At 68.7% G+C, this 17,832-nt stretch carries 15 protein-coding genes and 1 tRNA gene; 4 read left to right on the top strand and 12 right to left on the bottom strand.

What is annotated here, in order from left to right; all coding sequences use genetic code 11:
* The first annotated feature begins 71 nt into the window (after positions 1–71).
* Positions 72–3,146, top strand: a complete 3,075-nt coding sequence (locus P0W64_RS12570) for an RND family transporter (protein WP_275480467.1) — start codon at positions 72–74, stop codon at positions 3,144–3,146.
* On the opposite strand, the gene P0W64_RS12575 is transcribed toward P0W64_RS12570, so the two are convergent.
* The 11 genes from P0W64_RS12575 to argS form a co-directional block, all read right to left on the bottom strand.
* Complete coding sequence (locus P0W64_RS12575) at positions 3,143–3,790, bottom strand: L-threonylcarbamoyladenylate synthase (protein ID WP_275480468.1); 648 nt, start codon at positions 3,788–3,790, stop codon at positions 3,143–3,145. The genes P0W64_RS12570 and P0W64_RS12575 overlap by 4 nt on opposite strands.
* Positions 3,791–3,821: 31 nt before the next feature.
* Positions 3,822–4,310, bottom strand: a complete 489-nt coding sequence (locus P0W64_RS12580; RefSeq protein ID WP_275480469.1) for a hypothetical protein — start codon at positions 4,308–4,310, stop codon at positions 3,822–3,824.
* Positions 4,311–4,348: 38 nt separating this feature from the next.
* Entirely contained in the window at positions 4,349–5,209 is an 861-nt protein-coding gene (gene prmC / locus P0W64_RS12585; RefSeq protein ID WP_275480470.1) for a peptide chain release factor N(5)-glutamine methyltransferase, read from the bottom strand.
* Positions 5,206–6,294, bottom strand: coding sequence for a peptide chain release factor 1 (prfA, locus tag P0W64_RS12590; RefSeq protein WP_275480471.1), 1,089 nt, complete (start codon positions 6,292–6,294; stop codon positions 5,206–5,208). Before prfA ends, prmC begins: the two co-directional genes overlap by 4 nt.
* Before the next feature lie 96 nt (positions 6,295–6,390).
* Positions 6,391–6,621, bottom strand: a complete 231-nt coding sequence (gene rpmE / locus P0W64_RS12595; RefSeq protein WP_275480472.1) for a 50S ribosomal protein L31 — start codon at positions 6,619–6,621, stop codon at positions 6,391–6,393.
* Between the two features lie 133 nt (positions 6,622–6,754).
* Positions 6,755–8,839, bottom strand: a complete 2,085-nt coding sequence (gene rho, locus P0W64_RS12600) for a transcription termination factor Rho (protein ID WP_275480473.1) — start codon at positions 8,837–8,839, stop codon at positions 6,755–6,757.
* Positions 8,840–9,226: 387 nt separating this feature from the next.
* Positions 9,227–10,177 (bottom strand): homoserine kinase, encoded by a 951-nt coding sequence (gene thrB, locus P0W64_RS12605; protein WP_275480474.1) that lies wholly within the window; start codon positions 10,175–10,177, stop codon positions 9,227–9,229.
* Positions 10,174–11,274, bottom strand: a complete 1,101-nt coding sequence (gene thrC, locus P0W64_RS12610) for a threonine synthase (protein ID WP_275480475.1) — start codon at positions 11,272–11,274, stop codon at positions 10,174–10,176. Before thrC ends, thrB begins: the two co-directional genes overlap by 4 nt.
* Entirely contained in the window at positions 11,267–12,634 is a 1,368-nt protein-coding gene (locus tag P0W64_RS12615; protein ID WP_275480476.1) for a homoserine dehydrogenase, read from the bottom strand. Before P0W64_RS12615 ends, thrC begins: the two co-directional genes overlap by 8 nt.
* Complete coding sequence (gene lysA, locus P0W64_RS12620; RefSeq protein WP_275480539.1) at positions 12,634–14,028, bottom strand: diaminopimelate decarboxylase; 1,395 nt, start codon at positions 14,026–14,028, stop codon at positions 12,634–12,636. Before lysA ends, P0W64_RS12615 begins: the two co-directional genes overlap by 1 nt.
* A 5-nt stretch (positions 14,029–14,033) precedes the next feature.
* Positions 14,034–15,686 carry an arginine--tRNA ligase gene (gene argS, locus P0W64_RS12625; RefSeq protein WP_275480477.1) on the bottom strand — a complete coding sequence of 551 codons (1,653 nt, stop codon included), beginning with the start codon at positions 15,684–15,686 and terminating at the stop codon, positions 14,034–14,036.
* 204 nt (positions 15,687–15,890) lie between these two features.
* Between argS and P0W64_RS12630 the strand changes: the two genes are divergently transcribed.
* A tRNA-Arg gene (locus tag P0W64_RS12630) sits at positions 15,891–15,963 on the top strand.
* An 18-nt stretch (positions 15,964–15,981) separates the two neighbouring features.
* Here P0W64_RS12630 and P0W64_RS12635 read toward each other — a convergent pair.
* A complete protein-coding gene (locus P0W64_RS12635; RefSeq protein WP_275480478.1) occupies positions 15,982–16,281 on the bottom strand; it encodes a hypothetical protein in 300 nt (99 codons plus the stop codon).
* Positions 16,282–16,388: 107 nt separating this feature from the next.
* Between P0W64_RS12635 and mscL the strand changes: the two genes are divergently transcribed.
* Both mscL and metA read left to right on the top strand, forming a co-directional pair.
* On the top strand, positions 16,389–16,811 hold the full coding sequence (gene mscL / locus P0W64_RS12640) for a large conductance mechanosensitive channel protein MscL (RefSeq protein ID WP_275480479.1): 423 nt from the start codon (positions 16,389–16,391) through the stop codon (positions 16,809–16,811).
* Between the two features lie 101 nt (positions 16,812–16,912).
* Complete coding sequence (gene metA / locus P0W64_RS12645; RefSeq protein WP_275480480.1) at positions 16,913–17,827, top strand: homoserine O-succinyltransferase; 915 nt, start codon at positions 16,913–16,915, stop codon at positions 17,825–17,827.
* The last annotated feature ends 5 nt before the right edge of the window (positions 17,828–17,832 follow it).

Genomic DNA, 17,832 nt, shown 5'->3' on the forward strand with positions numbered 1-17,832 from the left:
GGCCAGCGCGAATGTCACGTAAGCGACAGGTCGTCCTCTTTGCCCAACACACACATTGGACACATCGTATTGTGAAGATATTCACGCGCGCCGCACTCGGCACCGGCAGGCTGTCGACCCGCCATCCGTTGCTCACGATCGGGGCCTGGCTGTTGCTCGCCGCGATCCTCAATCTCGCTGTGCCACAGATTCACGTCGTCGCGGCGACGCGATCGGCGGACTTCATCCCGCGGGACGCGCCTGCCGTCCAAGCGCTCACGAACATGGGGGTCCGCTTCGACGAGTCGACCTCGTCGGGCTCGTCCTACGTGATCCTGCATAGGGACGGGAAGCTCACCTCGGCGGACCAGCAGTACTACCGCCAACTACTCGGCCGCCTCGGCACGGACCGCGATCATGTCCAGTCCGTGCAGGATCTGTGGGGGAACCCGACCACGGCACCGGCAGCGCTGAGCCCCGACAAGACCACTGTCTACGCACTGATCCGATTGGCCGGAGATACGGGGACGTCGAAGGCCGTCGCGTCGGTCAAGGCTGTTCGTGCTGCCGTCTCGGATCTGCCACGCCCGCCCGGACTGACCGCCCTCGTGGCGGGCCCCGCCGCTACGATCTCCGACGAGTTCGCCGGCATCGAGAAGTCACTGCCGATCGTCACTCTCGTGACCATCGTGTGCATCATGATGGTGCTGTTCGTGGTCTACCGCTCGGTCATCGCGGTCGCGATCCCGCTGATCACCATCGGACTGGCGCTCGCAGTGGCGAACGGCACCGTGTCCTTCCTCGGACTGCACGGCATGCCGGTGTCGATCTTCTCCGTGTCCCTACTGTCTGCCATCGTCCTCGGCGCAGGCACCGACTACGCCATCTTCCTCATCAGTCGGTACCACGAGGCACGGCGCGCCGGCATCCCCGCAGCCGACGCGCTCGAGACCGGCTTCACTCGCATCGCGCCGGTGATCATCGCGTCGGGACTCGTCGTGACACTCACGTGCGCGGCCATGGTGGTGACCAAGATCGGTCTGTTCCGCACGGTCGGGCTGCCCTGTGCTATCGGCGTAGCCGTCACGCTGCTCGCAGCTCTCACACTCACGCCCGCGATGATGCGGCTCGCGGCGCGGTTCGGCTTCCTCGAGCCGCGCGCCCGCAAATCGCCGCTGCGCTACTGGCATTGGATCGGGGTCCGCACCGTCCGAAGCCCGGCACGCGTCCTCGCCGTCGCGGCCGGTGCGCTGGTGCTACTCGCCGCGGCGGTCCCGACTATCCACCTGAGCTACGACGAACGTGCGGCGCAACCCAAGGACACCGACAGCAATCGCGGCGACGCGCTCATCGCGGCGCATTACCACGGCAACGTGCTGTTGCCGCAGTACGTGACCATCACCGCCGACCACGACCTGCGCAATACGAAGGACTACGCGACATTGGAGGCGGTGGCCGACGCGGTGGCGAAGGTACCGGATGTGGTGGCCGTCCAGTCGGTGAGCCGCCCACTGGGCAAGACGATCAAGGAGAGCTCGCTCGGCTACCAGGCCGGCGTCGTGGCCGACGGGCTGTTCGGCGGCGTCAGCGAACTCGACAAGGCTCAGCCCAGGATCAAGCAGCTGACCGACGGTACCGGCCGCCTCGCGAAGGGAGCGGGACAGCTGAAATCGGGCTCCGAGCAGCTCAGCAGTGGAATCAAACAGGCCGTCTCGGGCTCCGAGCAACTCGTCGACGGCAACCGTCGCCTATCGGCCGGTCTCGGTCAGGCCAAGACGGGGTCGGCACAGCTGCGCAACGGCGCGGATCGCCTCGCCGCCGGCGCAAACGAGCTCTCGAACGGCGTCCAGCAGTACCTCGGTTTTCTCGATGCCCCCCAGCAGTTCCTCTCCTCACTGCGGGCACAGGTCGCATCCACCCCGAACTGCGCGAGCCAACCCATGTGCGGAGCGATCGCGAATCTCCTGAAGTTCCTCGACTCCACGCCCGCGGCACAGACACTCTCGCAGATCGACCGGCTCCGCACCGGGGTGCAGCAGCTCTCCGACGGGAGCCGCCAGCTCGCGGACGGACTCCAGCGGCTCGATACTGGCCTGGGGCAGGCAAGCGACGGAGCCGATGCTCTGCTCGACGGCCAGACCCGGCTCAATACCGGCCTGCATCAGCTCGACGACGGTGGTAACCGGCTCGTCGGGGGCAGCGAAGCGCTCGCAGACGGATCCCAGCAGGTCGACGGTGGAGTCAATCAGATGACATCGCAGCTCTCGCGCATGCGCACCGGCCTCACGACTGCCGGGGGCTACCTCGATGAGCTCCGTACCAACACGTCGCCCGGCCCCAGCGGGGGCTTCTACATACCGCAGTTCGCCATGGATCGACCTGACTTCCAGACCGCGGTGAAGCTCTTCGTCTCGCCCGACGGCAAGATGGCCCGCATGATCGTCACCGATCAGGGCGACCCGTTCAGCACCGCTGCGATGGAGCGCACCGGCGCCATCCTGCGCGCCGCGCAGCAGGCGGTCAGGGGGACATCCCTGGACCGCTCCGCCGTCGACGTCACCGGACTCACACCGGTGTACCGCGACCTGCGCTCGATGGCGATGCGCGATCTCGTGATCATCGTCGTACTGGCCAGCCTGCTGGCGTTCGTGATCATCGCCGCGCTGGTGCGCAGCCTCGTGGTGCCGATATACGTCGTCGGCAGCGCGATTCTGTCGTTCGCAGCCGCGCTCGGGCTGAGTATCCTGCTGTGGCAACATATTCTGCGACAGCCACTGCACTGGGCCGTGCCCTCGCTCTCGTTCATCATCCTGGTGTCCGTCGCGGCCGACTACAACGTCCTACTGATGTCCCGGGTACGCGACGAGGCCCTTCGTTCACGCCTGGGACTCCGGGGTTCCCCACGTCACGCGATCATCAAGGCGGTGACCTCCACCGGGGGCGTGATCACCACGGCCGGCGCGGTCTTCGCCATCACCATGCTCGCGCTGACGGCAGCCTCGGCGGGGAACACCGCGCAGGTGGGTTTCACGATCGGCGCAGGGCTCATCATCGACACCATGGTGGTCCGCACCGTTGTGGTACCGGGCATCGCCACGCTCGTCGGGCGCTGGAACTGGTGGCCCTCCGGGGTGGCTGCGCGCCGCCGACGCCCCCGCGGTACCTAGAGCGAGTCGGGGTCGACGCCCAGGACGTCCGCCACGCGCGCGGCGGTCACGGCGCCTTCGCGCAGCAGCCGTGGGCTGTGCCCGGACAGGTCGACGATGGTCGACGCCACCGCGTGCTCGGCGGGGCCGCCGTCGAGGTACACCTCGACCGAGTCGCCCAGCTGTTCGCGGGCGTCCTCCATCGTCGCGGCCGGCGCGCGCCCCGACACGTTCGCGCTGGACACGGCCATGGGACCGACCTCCCGCAGCAGCTCGACCGCGACCGGATGCAGGGGCATGCGCAGCATGACGGTCCCCCGCGTATCCCCCAGGTCCCAGGCGAGGCTGGGCGCGTGCTCCACGACGATGCTCACGGCCCCGGGCCAGAACGCACGCGTCAAATCCCGAGCCGCCGGGGTCACGGTCGACACGAGCCCGTCGATCGTGCTCCAGGAGCCGACCAGCACGCCGACCGGCATGTCCGGGCCGCGGTGCTTGGCGGCCAGAAGGTCCGAGACGGCGCGGCCGTCGAATGCATCCGCGCCTATGCCGTAGAGCGTATCCGTCGGCATCACGACGAGCCGCCCACCCTTGGCCGCGGCCTTGGCAGCGGCTATACCGGCGGCGCGTGAATCCGGATCGGTGCAGTCATAGGCGATGCTCACGGTGCCAATCCTGCCACCGTCGATCGTCGGCTCAGGCGGGGGCCTGCTTCCTCCCGCCGGGCAGGCGGTCGACGAAGCGCCCTAGGCGCTCGACCGTGTTGTCCAGCGGCGTGACTATGTCGGTGAGGCGCTCCACCGTCGGCAGAGCGCCCGCGATGGTCGCGGCATCACGGGCGATGAGAGCGGCACTCTCATCGATACCCTTCGAATTGCTGTCGATCCCCTTCGCACTCGCGTCGATACCGGCCGCGCTGACGGCGATCCCCTCGGCGGCGATCGCGATCCTGCGAGCGTCGGCGGTGAGCTGATGCAGGTCGTCGAGCACCGGCCCGAGCCGATCGATCAGCTCCCCCACCTGCTGCGCGCGATCCACCACGGGGCCGAACGCGTCGAGATAGGAGCCGAGCTTGTGCAGTGTCTGGCGCATTTGGCGCTCGACGTCCCGGACCTCCGCGATCCCCCGGACGGTGACCCGCCCCGGCGCCGTGATCAGGTCTGCCACATCGTCTTTGATGCCCATGATTCCTCCGCACCTTCGCACCGTTCGATCAGACGAGACTACCGCGGCGTGTTCCCCGTCACGAAACGTGGCCTACCGGCCAGGTCGAGGTGGCGCCTCAGGCCGGTGAAGCCGGCCGCGGTCAGCGCTGTCATCACGCCGTCCGCGTTCGCGTCGTCGTGCTCGACCGCCACGGGTGCGCCCGGCACCGCGATCGCAGCGATCACGGGCCCGATCTCCCGGATGAGGTCGAGCCCGTCTGGGCCGGAGAAGAGCGCCTCCACCGGATCCGCGGCGGCCTCGGGCGCCAGCGCTGCTCCGTCCGGCACGTAAGGAGGATTGCACACGACGACGTCGGCCCGGCCGCCGAGCAGATCCGCGATGCGCGCGGGCAGACCGGGCTCGGTGACATCGGCTGCGATCACCTGCACACGTCCTGCGCCCAGTTCGGATACGTTGGCGTGCAGGTACTTCAGGGCTTCCTGGCCGCGCTCGACAGCGACCGCAGTGGCGCCTGACACCGTCGTCGCCAGCTGGATGGCGAGCGCACCCGAGCCGGCACAGAGGTCTACGATGCGCCCACCGTCGGGCGTGCGGCGGCGCGCCCATTCGGCGAGCAGCTCGGTCTCGGGACGCGGCACGAACACGCCCGGGCCGACCCGCAGTTCGAGCCCACCGAACGGTGCGCGGCCGGTGAGGTGCTGCAGGGGCTCACGCGCGCTTCGCCGGTCGACGAGCGCGGCGTATTCGGCCGCCTGCTCTGCGGTTGCGTCGTCGGCGGCGGCGAGGCGACCCCGGTGGACCCCGAGCACATACGCGAGCAGTAGCTCCGCGTCGACCCGCGGCGAAGGTACATCGGCGTCGGCCAGGCGCGCCGCGGCGTCCGCCAACAGCCGGGTGGGCCTGCCCCCGGCGGTCACTCCGCCTCGAGGCGCGCCCGCCGGTCCGCGGCCGAGAGCGCGTCGAGAAGCGGGTCCAACTCGCCGCCTAGGACCTGGTCCAGGTTGTGCGCCTTGAACCCGATGCGGTGGTCGGTGATGCGGTTCTCGGGCCAGTTGTAGGTGCGGATGCGCTCGGAACGGTCCACCGTGCGGATCTGCGCGGCACGCGAATCCGACGCGGCGGCCTCGGCCTCCTCCTCGGCGAGGGCCTGCAACCGAGCTGCGAGGACCGCCATCGCGCGAGCCTTGTTCTGAAGCTGCGAACGCTCGTTCTGGCAGGTGACGACGATGCCCGTCGGCAGGTGCGTCAGGCGTACGGCCGAGTCGGTGGTGTTCACGCCCTGGCCGCCCTTGCCCGAGCTGCGGTAGACGTCGACGCGCAGATCCGATTCGTCGATCTGGACCTCGGCGACCTCGTCGGGCTCGGGATAGACGAGCACGCCCGCCGCCGACGTGTGGATCCGGCCCTGGCTCTCGGTGGCGGGGACGCGCTGCACGCGGTGCACGCCGCCCTCGAACTTCATGCGGGCCCATACACCGTCGATGGCACCGTCGGCGCCGGGCCCGCGCGACTTGATCGAGAACGTCGCGTCCTTGTATCCGCCCAGGTCGGAGAAGGTCGCGTCGAGAGTCTCGACCTTCCAGCCCCGGCGCTCCGCATAACGCAGGTACATGCGCGCCAGGTCGCCTGCGAAGAGCGCGGACTCCTCACCACCCTCGCCCGACTTGACCTCGAGCACCACGTCGTCGGAGTCGTGCGGATCGCGTGGCGCCAACTGGTCCGTCAGCTGCTCCTCGAGCCCCGACACCTGCTGCTCGAGGTCCGCGACCTCGTCGGCGAACGATGCGTCGTCGGCCGCGAGCTCGCGCGCCGCCGCGAGGTCGTCCTGTGCTGATGTCAGCCGGCGGTACGTCGACATGATCGGGGCCAGTTCCGCGAACCGCTTGCCTACGCGGCGCGCTGCGGCCGGATCGTTGTGCAGCGCCGGATCGGACATCTGCTGCTCGAGTCCGGCGTGCTCGGCAAGGATGTCGTCGATCGCCGAGGGTGACGCGCTGCTCATCGGGTTCCTTCGCGTGGATGGTGGTGTGCGGTGTCCGGCCGAGAAACAGGCCGACGCCCGGCCTGCGTCGAGCAGGACGGGCGTCGGGCTGCGGGGCTACTTGTCGGCGTCGGCCTTGGCCGCGCGCTTGCCGTAGCGCTTCTCGAAGCGGGCGACACGGCCGCCGGTATCGAGGATCTTCTGCTTGCCCGTGTAGAACGGGTGGCACTGGGAGCAGACCTCGACCACGATGCGGCCGCTCTCCTTGGTCGAGTGGGTCTCGAACGTGTTGCCACAACCGCACTGAACGGTGGTGGTCACGTACTCGGGGTGGATCCCCTTCTTCATCTTGCCGTCCTTATCTGTTGTGGGTCGCCGGGTCCCGTCGCCTGGCGGCGCGGGTGAACCGGTACCCGATATCAGCGGTCCAGTATGCCAGAACGCGCAGTAGGAGCGGAAATTCCCGCCCCACCACTCGTCGCTACTCGCTGTCCGCGAAGCCGCTGTTCTTCTGCACCGTCATGAGGAACTCGATGTTGGTGCGCGTCTTCTTCAGCTGGCTGATCAGGAGCTCGATCGACTGCTGGCTGTCGAGCGCCGCGAGCAGGCGGCGCAGCTTGTTGACCACTGTCGCCTCATCGGGAGCCATGATCAGCTCGTCCTTGCGAGTGTTGGACGCCGCGACGTCTACCGCGGGGAACACGCGCCGCTCGGAGATCTTGCGATCCAGCTTGAGCTCGGCATTGCCAGTGCCCTTGAACTCCTCGAAGATCACCGTGTCGCCCGTGGATCCGGTCTCGACCAGAGCCGTGGCGATGATCGTCAGCGAGCCGCCGTTCTCGATGTTGCGGGCCGCACCGAGGAACCGCTTGGGCGGGTACAGGGCGGTCGAGTCGATACCGCCGGACAGGATGCGACCCGATGCGGGGCTCGAGTTGTTGTACGCGCGGCCGAGCCGAGTGATCGAGTCGAGCAGGACCACCACGTCCCGTCCGGTTTCGACGAGGCGCTTGGCGCGCTCGATCGCGAGCTCGGCAACGGACGTATGGTCCGACGGCGGCCGGTCGAAGGTGGAGCTGATCACCTCGCCGCGCACGCTGCGCTGCATGTCGGTGACCTCCTCCGGGCGCTCGTCCACCAGCACGACCATGAGGTAGCACTCGGGGTTGTTCGTGGCGATCGCGTTCGCGATGTCCTGCAGGATCGTGGTCTTGCCGGCCTTCGGCGGCGCCGAGATCAGAGCGCGCTGGCCCTTGCCGATCGGCATGATCAGGTCGATCACGCGCGTGGTGAGGATGTTCGGCGCGGTCTCCAGGCGGAGACGTTGGTTCGGGTAGAGCGGCGTGAGCTTGTTGAACTCGGGACGGTTCTTCGCCGCATCGACCTCGAGGCCGTTGACGGTATCGAGGCGGACGAGCGGATTGAACTTCTGCCGCTGATTCTGCTGCTCGCCCTCGCGAGGCAGCTTCACGGCACCGGTGATCGCGTCGCCGCGGCGCAGGCCGTTGCGGCGCACCATGTTCATGGACACATAGACGTCGTTGGGACCCGCGATATAGCCCGAGGTGCGGACGAACGCGTAGTTGTCCAGTACGTCCAGGATGCCTGCGACCGGCTGCAGGACGTCGTCCTCACTGACCTGCGGCTCGCCGCCGTCACCGCCGCGATCGCGGCCGCCGCGGCGACGCTCGCGGAACCGGCGTCCGCGCTTACCGCGGCCCTCTTCGTCATCCGGGCCGTTGTCGCCTGACTGGTTGTTGCGCTGGCCGCCGCCCTGGTCACCGCGGTTGCCGCCGTCGCGGTTGCCGCCCTGGCCACCGTCGCGGTTCTGGTTGTCCCGGTTCTGGTTGCCGTTCTGTCGGCGCTGGTTGCGGCCCTCGCCCTGCTGACGGTCCTGCTTGTCGCCCTGCTGGCGGTCCTGCTTGTCGCCCTGCTGGCGGTCCTGCTTGTCGCCCTGTTGACGATCACCCTGCTGACGGTCGCCCTGTTGCTGGCGGCCACGCTGGTTGCGGCCCTCGCCGCGCTGATTTCCGGCGTCGTCCCGCCCGGACCGACTCGGCTCGGAGTTCGAATCCTCGGCTGGACCCGCCTCGGAAGCTTCCGCGGCAGCGGCTCCGGCGTCGGGGGCATCGGTCTTGGGCGCATCGCTCTTGCGCACGTCCGTCTCGAGAGCGTCGGCCTTCGGGGCGTCCGCTACCGCGGGTGCCGCAGCCGGGGACTCGGCCTTCACGGCCTGCTCCGCGGGCACCTGAGCCTCGCTGGGCACGGTCTCCTGCCGCGGCGCGTCCTTCGCAGTCGTCTTGCGCGGGGCGCGGGCGCGCGCCGCGGCCACCTCGGCGGGGGCTGCGCCACCCTGGGCGGTGATGGCCGCGATGAGATCGCCCTTGCGCATACCGGAGATCCCGCGGATCCCCATATCGCCGGCGATCGCCCGCAGCTCGGCCAGAACCATGCCGTTCAAGCCGGACCGGCGGCGCTCATCGGCGCGGCGGGCACTGGCGGACGGGGCGGCCGCAGAGTCGGCGGGTGCCTCGGCGGATGCGCCGAGGAGGTCCGTATCTGTCACGGATGTCCTTTCATCTCCCCACCCTGCGACCTCCGCAGGAGGGGCGTGGCATCGGTCCGAACAGCCGCGATGAGCGGGCCTGCGGCGGGACCGGCGACGTACGTCGGTTTCGCTGAAACGGATGCCACGGAAGTCGGTGCTTCTCATGTATGTCTTCGGCGGCGAACCCCGCGGGATGTCGTGGCCGCCCTCCCGAGAACACACATGTCCTTCACGTTCGAACCGATCAAGAGCTGAGGGGAACGAGCGTCTCGTAGGAGATCAACCGAAGAGTGCCGACGGCGATTCGCCTTGGCACTAGGGCAATGATAGCGAAGATGTCAACCGTGCGTCACGGCCACCCCGTCGGCGTGTCCACGCCGCCCGGCGGTCGTGTCCTGCTCGCGCTCAGCTGTCCGCGATCGAGACACCGTCGGCGACGGACAGCTCGCGGACGGTGAAGCCCGCGGCCTGCGCGGACTCCCTCCGCTCGCCCGGCAGGGGCGACGCGGTGAGGGCCAACACCGTCGGGCCCGCACCGGATACGAAGGCCGCGACGCCGTCCGCACGCAGATCCGCGACGAGCGCCGCCGACGCCGGCATCGACCCGGCGCGGTAGCCCTGGTGTAGACGGTCGTCGGTGGCGGGGAGCAGCAGTTCGGGGGCCTGGCTCAGCGCCACGACCAGCAGGGCGGACCGCGACGCGTTGAACGCGGCATCTGCATGCGGAACCTTGTCGGGTAGCAGACCGCGCGTGACGGACGTCGACGACTCGACGTCGGGGACGAACGCGTAGGCCTTCACATCGGGGTGCACTTCGATGCGCCGGGCGTCGTAAGCGGGTCCGGGACCGGTCCACGACACGACCGCTCCCCCGAGGACACTCGCGGACGCGTTGTCCGGGTGCCCCTCGAACTCGGCGGACAGTTGCACCATCTCGCCGGCCGTGAGACTGCGCGGAACGCCCCCCTCGGCGGCCAGCGCAGTGCCCGCAGCGATCCCGGCGACGGCCGCCGCGGCCGACGAACCGAGCCCCCGAGAATGCGGGATCCGGTTGTGGCACTTGAGGTTCAGTCCGGGAGCAGCGATACCCAGGCAGGTCATCGCCCGGCGCAGGGCGAGCACGACGAGGTGCGTCTCGTCGGTCGGCACGGACTCCCAGCCCTCGCCCTCGACCGTGACCGTCAGGCCACCGTCGGTGGTCTCGACCGTGACGTCGTCGTACAGGCCGAGCGCGAGGCCTAACGAGTCGAAGCCGGGCCCGAGGTTCGCGCTCGACGCGGGCACCGTCACCGTGGCCGTCAGGCCTACGGGCAGGATCGTCACCTCCCGGTCCCGCTCCTCCCCCGCCAGGCTCACTCGACCAGCCCCATCGCGGCCGCGACAGCCACGGGGTCGACACCTACGGAGGCGATCTCCGGCACGCCCTTCAAGGCGGTGTCCGGGTCCTTGAGGCCGTTGCCGGTCACCGTGCACACGACGGTGGAGCCGGGCTCGATCCAGCCGTCCTTCGTCGCCGCGAGCAGGCCGGCGACCGATGCCGCCGACGCCGGCTCGACGAACACACCCTCGGTGGCAGCGACGAGGCGGTACGCCTCGAGCAGCTCGTCGTCGGTCGCGGCACGGAACTGCCCCTCCGACTCGTCCCGGGCGGCGATCGCCTGGTTCCACGAGGCGGGGCTGCCGATGCGGATCGCCGTCGCGATGGTCTCGGGATCCTTGACCGGCGCACCGTTCACGAGCGGCGCGGCGCCCGCCGCCTGCACGCCGAGCATGCGCGGGCGTGCGGACACGATCCCGTCGGCGTGGTACTCGCTGTAGCCCTTCCAGTACGCCGTGATGTTGCCCGCGTTCCCGACCGGCAGGGCATGCACATCGGGAGCCTTGCCGAGGGCGTCGACGATCTCGAACGCCGCGGTCTTCTGTCCCTCGATGCGCACCGGGTTGACGGAGTTCACCAGCTCGATCGTGTCGAACTCGGACGTGGTCTTGCGTGCCAGCTCGAGGCAGTCGTCGAAGTTGCCGTCCACCTCGATGATCCGCGCCCCGTACACGACGGCCTGCGCGAGCTTGCCCATCGCGATCTTTCCCTTAGGCACCAGGACGGCGCACTCGAGTCCCGCGATCGCCGCGTATGCGGCCGCGGACGCCGAGGTGTTGCCGGTGGAGGCGCACAGCACACCCTTCTTCCCCGTCGCCAGCGCCGCGGTGACGGCCATCGTCATGCCGCGGTCCTTGAACGACCCCGTCGGGTTCAGCCCCTCGACCTTCAGGTGCACATCGCAGCCCGTCAGCTCGGACAGTCCGCGCGCCGGCAGCAGAGGCGTCGCCCCCTCGCGGAGGGTGATCGGCCTCCAGGCCGGATCCCACGACGAAAGGCCGACGGGCAGCCGGTCGCGATAGGCCTGGATCAGGCCGGGCCACGCGTTGTGAACGGGGTTGTGCGGATTACTCATCGGTTCCCTCCAGACGCAGGACGGAGGACACGGCCGTTACCACGTCCAGGTTGCCCAGGGCCTCGACGGTCGCGGAAAGGGCCGCGTCCGAGGCGTTGTGGGTGAGCACGACGAGGCGGGCGCCCTCGCCGGTCTGTGTGAGGGTCTCCGGGCCGTCGGGCGGCACGTCGTCGTCGGCGGGCAGCGGGTGCTGCCGCACCGTCGAGATCGAGATACCGCGCGACGAGAACTCGTTGGCGACGGTGCTGAGCACGCCGGGCCGGTCCGCGACGCTCATCGCCACGTAGTAGCGCGTGCGCACCTCGCCGATCGGCGCGATCGCCACGTTGGCGTACGCCGATTCGAGTGGACCGCGCCCGTAGTGCACCTTGTTGCGCGCGGCCATCACCAGGTCGCCGAGCACCGCCGACGCGGTCGGCGCGCCGCCGGCACCCTGGCCGTAGAACATCAGCCGGCCCGCGTTCTCCGCCTCCACGAATACCGCGTTGTACGCGCCGTTGACGGTCGCCAGCGGATGCGCGGTCGGCAACAGCGCCGGATACACACGCGCCGAGACCTTCTCCGCCCCAGCGGCATCGGTCAGCCGCTCGCAGATCGCCAGAAGCTTGATGACGCAACCGAAGTCGCGCGCGGACGCGATGTCCTCGCCGGTGATACCGGTGATCCCCTCGCGATGTACGTCGGCCGCCGTCACGCGGGTGTGAAACGCGATCGACGCCAGGATCGCCGCCTTGGCGGCGGCATCGTAGCCCTCGACATCTGCTGTCGGATCGGCCTCCGCGTAGCCGAGGCGAGTGGCCTCCTTCAGGGCGATCTCGTAGTCGTCGCCGCTGTCTGCCATCGCCGAGAGGATGAAGTTCGTCGTGCCGTTGACGATTCCCGCGACGCGCTGCACCTCGTCGCCGGCCAGAGACTGTTGTAGCGGGCGGACGACCGGAATCGCGCCGGCGACGGCGGCCTCGAAGTACAGGTCTGCACGGGCCTTGCGGGAGGCGTCGGCGAGCTCGCCCGTGTGATCCGCGAGCAGGGCCTTGTTGGCCGTCACGACAGACTTGCCTGCCTGCAGAGCCGCCAGCAACAGTTCACGGGTGGGCTCGACGCCGCCCATCACCTCGACGACGATGTCGACGTCCGGGCGCGCGACGAGCGCGGCGGCGTCCTTGGTGAGCAGCGCCGGGTCGACGCCGCGGTCCCTATCGGTGTCGCGCACGGCGATCCCGCGAATCTTCAGTGGGGCACCGATGCGGGCGGTGAGGTCTGCTGCCTCGTCCGTGACGATCCGCACCACCTCGGTGCCGACGGTCCCCATGCCGAGCAGTGCGATCCCCAGCTCACGGGGAGCCTGCGCAGAGTCAGCCATCATTCCACCTCCAGATCCACCAGATCGTCGACGGTCTCGCGGCGCAGGATCAGCCGTGCCGCACCGTCTTTCACCGCGACCACAGCCGGCCGGGTGAGCATGTTGTAGCGACTCGCCATCGAATAGCAGTAGGCGCCGGTCGCGGCCACCGCAAGCAGGTCGCCCTCGGCGAGTTCGCCGGGTGTCCACGCATCGCGGATCACGATATCTCCTGTCTCGCAGTGCTTTCCGACAATGCGAGACACAGTCGGTTCGCCGCCTGGGGCACGTCCGGCGACCGTGGGCGTGTAGACCGCGCCGTACAGCGCCGGACGGATGTTGTCGCTCATGCCGCCGTCGACGGACACGTAACGACGCGTTCCGCCATCTACCGCAACGTCCTTCAGTGTCCCGACGGTGTACAGCGTGACGCCGGGAGGCCCCGCGATCGCGCGACCGGGCTCGACGGCGAGGTGTGGCGTCGGGACGCCCACCGCGGCCGCCTCGGCCTCGACGATGCCGAGCAGCTTCGCCGCAAGATCCTCGACGGGCGGCGGATCGTCGTCGGCGGCGTAGGCGATCCCCAGCCCTCCACCGAGATCGATCGTCGAGATCTGCGCAGTCTTGTCGGCGCCGTGCCGCGCGATGATGTCGCGCAGCAGCCCGACGACCCGATGCGCGGCGATCTCGAACCCGTCCACATCGAAGATCTGGGAACCGATATGGCAATGCAACCCGACGAGCCGCACGCTGTCCGCCGCGAACACACGGTCCACGGCCGCCATCGCGGGGCTGACCTCCGCGCCGTTCGCCGCGAGCGAGAACCCGAACTTCTGGTCCTCGTGCGCGGTCGAGATGAATTCGTGCGTGTGCGCCTCCACCCCGGGCGTGACGCGCACCAGCACGTCCTGCACGCGTCCGGCTGCGGCGGCGACGGCGCCCAAGCGGTCGATCTCCGCGAGCGAGTCGACGACGACGTGGCCGACGCCCTCGGTCACCGCACTCTCCAGCTCGGCGACCGACTTGTTGTTGCCATGCAATGCGATCCGCTCGGCGGGGAAACCCGCGAGCAGGGCTACGGCGAGCTCGCCACCGCTACAGACGTCGAGGTTCAGCCCCTCCTGCTCGACCCACATCGCGACCTGCTTGGACAGAAAGGCTTTGGAGGCATAGTGGACTCGCGATCCCGGCCCGAACGCGTCGCGCATGCGGCGACAGCGCGAACGGAAGTCCTCCTCATCGATCACGAACAGAGGCGTCCCGAACTCGGCAGCCAGCTCGCTCGCCCGGACCCCGGCGAAGCTGACCTCACCGTCGTCCAAGCGACGGGCGTGCGCGGGCCAGACGTGCGGCGCAAGAGCGTTGTTCGCGTCGGCGTCGACCGGGCGTACCGGCAGTGCGGCGGCATTCACCATGATCGTCACATCCGTTCCGGGGCCGAGACCCCTACCAGCGCAAGGCCGTTGGCGATCACTCGGCGCGTAGCCGCGCACAGCGCCACCCGGGCACGATGCAGATCGGTGGGCTCCTCGTCGCCCATGGGTAGGACCCGGCACTCGCCATAGAACCGGTGATAGGTGCCCGCAAGCTCCTCCAGGTAGCGCGCTACCCGGTGCGGCTCGCGGAGGCGCGCGGCGGCTGCGATCACCGCCGGGAACTCGCCGAGCGTGCGGACCAGGTCTCCCTCACGCGCGTGGTCGAGGCGGCCGAGGTGCTCCGTCGAAGGCTCTATCCCCAACTCGGCCGCCGACCGAGCGATGGCGGACAGCCGCGCGTGCGCGTATTGCACGTAGTAGACGGGATTCTCGTTGCTCGCCTGGGTGAGCAGATCGAGATCCAGGTCGATGGACGTGTCCACCGACGAGCGCACGAGCGAGTACCGCGCGGCGTCGACGCCGACCGCCTCGACGAGGTCGTCGAGGGTGATCACGGTGCCGGCGCGCTTGCTCATCCGGACCTTCCGGCCGTCGCGTACGAGGTTCACCAGCTGGCCGATGAGCACCTCGACCCGCTCGGGGTCGTAGCCCATCGCGGCCGCGGCGGCGCGCAGCCGGCCGATGTAGCCGTGGTGATCGGCGCCCAGCATATAGATCGCGAGCGTGAAGCCGCGATCGAACTTGTGCTTGACATAGGCGATGTCGCCCGCGATGTACGCGGGGTTCCCATCCGACTTGATGACGACGCGGTCCTTGTCGTCCCCGTAGTCCGTGGACTTCAACCACCAGGCGCCCTCGGCCTCGTAGAGGTTGCCCGACTCCTTCAGCTGCTGCACACACTTCTCGACGAGGCCGTCGGCGAACATCTCGTCCTCGTGCGTGAACACGTCGAAGTCCGTGCCGAACTCGTGCAGCGTGCGCTTGACGTGGTCGAACATGAGCGAGACACCGTCGGCGCGGAACGCTTCGACGCGCTCGGCCTCGGGGAGGTCCAGAATGCCGTCGCGACCGGACACGACCCGCGCGGCGATCTCGCCGATGTAGTCACCCGCGTAGCCGTCTTCCGGGGTCTCGCCGCCGAGAGCCGCGGCCTCGAGCGAGCGCGCGTAGCGGTCGATCTGCGCCCCGTGGTCGTTGAAGTAGTACTCGCGCGTGACGTCCGCGCCCTGCGCCTCGAGGACCCGCCCCAGACTGTCACCGACGGCGGCCCAACGCGCGCCGCCCAGGTGGACGGGCCCGGTGGGGTTGGCGGACACGAATTCGAGGTCGATCTTCTCGCCCGCAAGATCGGTCGTGCGCCCGAACGCCTCGCCCTGCTCCAGCACCGTCGCGATCAAGGCGTTCTGGGCGTCCGCAGCGAGGCGGATGTTGAGGAATCCCGGACCGGCCACCGTCGCCTCGGCGACACCGTCGGTGGCCCCCACGGCCTCCGCCAACCAACCGGCCAGCTCGCGCGGGTTCGCCCCCACCTTCTTGCCGACCTGCATGGCCAGGTTGGTCGCGTAATCGCCGTGCTCGGGGTTGCGCGGCCGCTCGACCGTGACCTGTTCCGGCAGAACGGACGTGTCGAGACCGCGTTCGCTCAGCACCGCGGTGGCGGAGGCGTGCAGCAGTTGCGAGAGATCGGCGGGAGTCACAGGCGACCATCCTATTGCGTCGACCATCCATCATGACAGGCAGGACGACGACCGTACCCGAGCCACCGCGCGTGAACCCCGCCATCCCAGGCCGACGAAACGACGCTTCCACACACAGCGTGCCGCCCGGCTTCGGGACGTGGCACGCTGACCTCTCGGTTTCGGGTTCCGAGTCCGTATGCGCTAATCTGGCAACCGCCCCGAGCCCCCGTAGCTCAGGGGATAGAGCGTCTGCCTCCGGAGCAGAAGGCCGCAGGTTCGAATCCTGCCGGGGGCACCCCGGCCGTTACTGCCCTCAGCCCCTCTCCACATCCAGCCCGGCGCCGCTATGCCGGGACCGACGTGCCGGGCCACGTCGTCGCCCGAGGTCGCGCATCAGATAGTCGATGCTGGCGCAGAACACCACGACGCCGACGACCAACATCACGGCCGCGATCCAGCTCAACCCGATGGCGATGATCACGGCGACGACCAAGGTTACGACCAGCGCCAGCGCCATCCAGATATGCCGGGGCTGCCGGCCTGACCGCGAATCAGCGGACACAGCAACACTCCTCTCGCCGAAGCCTTCCGCCCAGCGCATGTTGTACACCATTCAGGGCGATAACCTGTTACCCAGACTAGCGACCTACCGCAAGCGTGTGCCATCTGCGGCCGACCTCGGCACGGAAACCAGATCGATAGTGCATGTAACATTCGATCATGCTCAAGGGATTCAAAGACTTCCTCATGAAGGGGAACGTCCTCGACCTCGCGGTAGCGGTCGTCATGGGCGCCGCGTTCACCGCGATCGTGAAGGCGTTCACCGACAACATCGTGCAGCCGCTGATCGCCTCGATCGGCGGAGGCCCCGACACCGCCGGGCTGGCATGGACCATCCGGGCAGGCAACAAGGCGACCGAACTGAACCTCGGCGCCGTGATCACCGCCGCGATCAACTTCGTGCTCATCGCCGCGGTCATCTACTTCCTGCTCGTCATGCCGTACGAACACATGAAAGCGCGGTTCGCCAGGGAGGGCGACGACGCGGGCGCCGCCACCGAGGCCGAGCTACTGGTCGAGATCCGCGACCTGCTCGCCACGCCTCCGGAATCGCGACCGCGCCACCGCGCGGGCAACGGCTGACCCGATCGGGAGTCGACGATCGGCGGCAGACGAGACGGTCCGGTCCCGAACCGCCCCAAGGCAGTCGAGGCCTCGTCGACGCTGAACTAGACTGTCCCACGATGCCTGTCACGGTGCCGCACGACCTCCCCGCCACGGCCGTTCTCGAGGCCGAGAAGATCTTCGTCATGTCCGACGAACGCGCCGGGCATCAGGACATCCGCCCGATGCGCATCGCCATCTTGAACCTGATGCCGATGAAGGTCACGACCGAGACCCAGCTGCTGCGAGTGCTCAGCAACACTCCGCTGCAGATCGAGATCACCCTGCTACATCCGGCCAGCCACATCTCCCGGACCACGTCGTCACAGCACCTCGAGGCGTTCTACTCGACCTTCGAGGACGTAGCCCACAAGCACTTCGACGGCTTGATCATCACCGGTGCACCGATCGAGAGGCTCGACTTCGAAGCCGTCGACTACTGGCCCGAGATGACCAGGATCCTGGACTGGACGCGCAGCAACGTGCAGTCGACCCTGCACGTCTGCTGGGGCGCGCAGGCCGCCCTCTACCACCACTACGGCATCGGCAAATACGAAGTGCCGCAGAAGATCTCCGGGGTATTCAGCCACCGTTTGACCGGCGTGAAGTCGCCGGTCGTCACCGGGTTCGACGACGAGTTCCTGGCACCGCACTCGCGGCATACGGATGTCCACGCCGCCGATATCGAGGCCACCGATGAGGTAGACGTGCTCGCGGTGAGCGAGGAGGCGGGCGTCTTCCTCGCGGCCACCTCGGACGGTCGTCAGGTCTTCGTCACCGGTCATCCGGAGTACGACGCAGACACCCTCGCCGGCGAATACCTTCGCGACAGCGAACAGGGTCTCTCGGTCCCGCTCCCGGCCCACTACTTCCCGGGTGACGATCCCTCCGCTACCCCGCTCAACCGCTGGCGCGGACACGGGAACCTGCTCTACACGAACTGGTTGAACTACTGCGTATACCAGGAGACACCGTTCGATCCGGATGGCGCCTGACCCGG

It is taken from the genome of Tsukamurella sp. 8F (assembly GCF_029167375.1).
In the GTDB taxonomy this organism is placed as follows: Bacteria; Actinomycetota; Actinomycetes; order Mycobacteriales; family Mycobacteriaceae; genus Tsukamurella.

What these genes read in the sequence shown, in the direction of transcription:
- P0W64_RS12615 (WP_275480476.1), bottom strand. Translation starts at nt 12,634, where the DNA reads ATGGCTGACTCTGCGCAGGCTCCCCGTGAGCTGGGGATCGCACTGCTC.
- thrC (WP_275480475.1), bottom strand. Translation starts at nt 11,274, where the DNA reads ATGAGTAATCCGCACAACCCCGTTCACAACGCGTGGCCCGGCCTGATC.
- lysA (WP_275480539.1), bottom strand. Translation starts at nt 14,028, where the DNA reads ATGGTGAATGCCGCCGCACTGCCGGTACGCCCGGTCGACGCCGACGCG.
- P0W64_RS12635 (WP_275480478.1), bottom strand. Translation starts at nt 16,281, where the DNA reads ATGGTGTACAACATGCGCTGGGCGGAAGGCTTCGGCGAGAGGAGTGTT.
- prfA (WP_275480471.1), bottom strand. Translation starts at nt 6,294, where the DNA reads ATGAGCAGCGCGTCACCCTCGGCGATCGACGACATCCTTGCCGAGCAC.
- rpmE (WP_275480472.1), bottom strand. Translation starts at nt 6,621, where the DNA reads ATGAAGAAGGGGATCCACCCCGAGTACGTGACCACCACCGTTCAGTGC.
- metA (WP_275480480.1), top strand. Translation starts at nt 16,913, where the DNA reads ATGCCTGTCACGGTGCCGCACGACCTCCCCGCCACGGCCGTTCTCGAG.
- mscL (WP_275480479.1), top strand. Translation starts at nt 16,389, where the DNA reads ATGCTCAAGGGATTCAAAGACTTCCTCATGAAGGGGAACGTCCTCGAC.
- P0W64_RS12580 (WP_275480469.1), bottom strand. Translation starts at nt 4,310, where the DNA reads ATGGGCATCAAAGACGATGTGGCAGACCTGATCACGGCGCCGGGGCGG.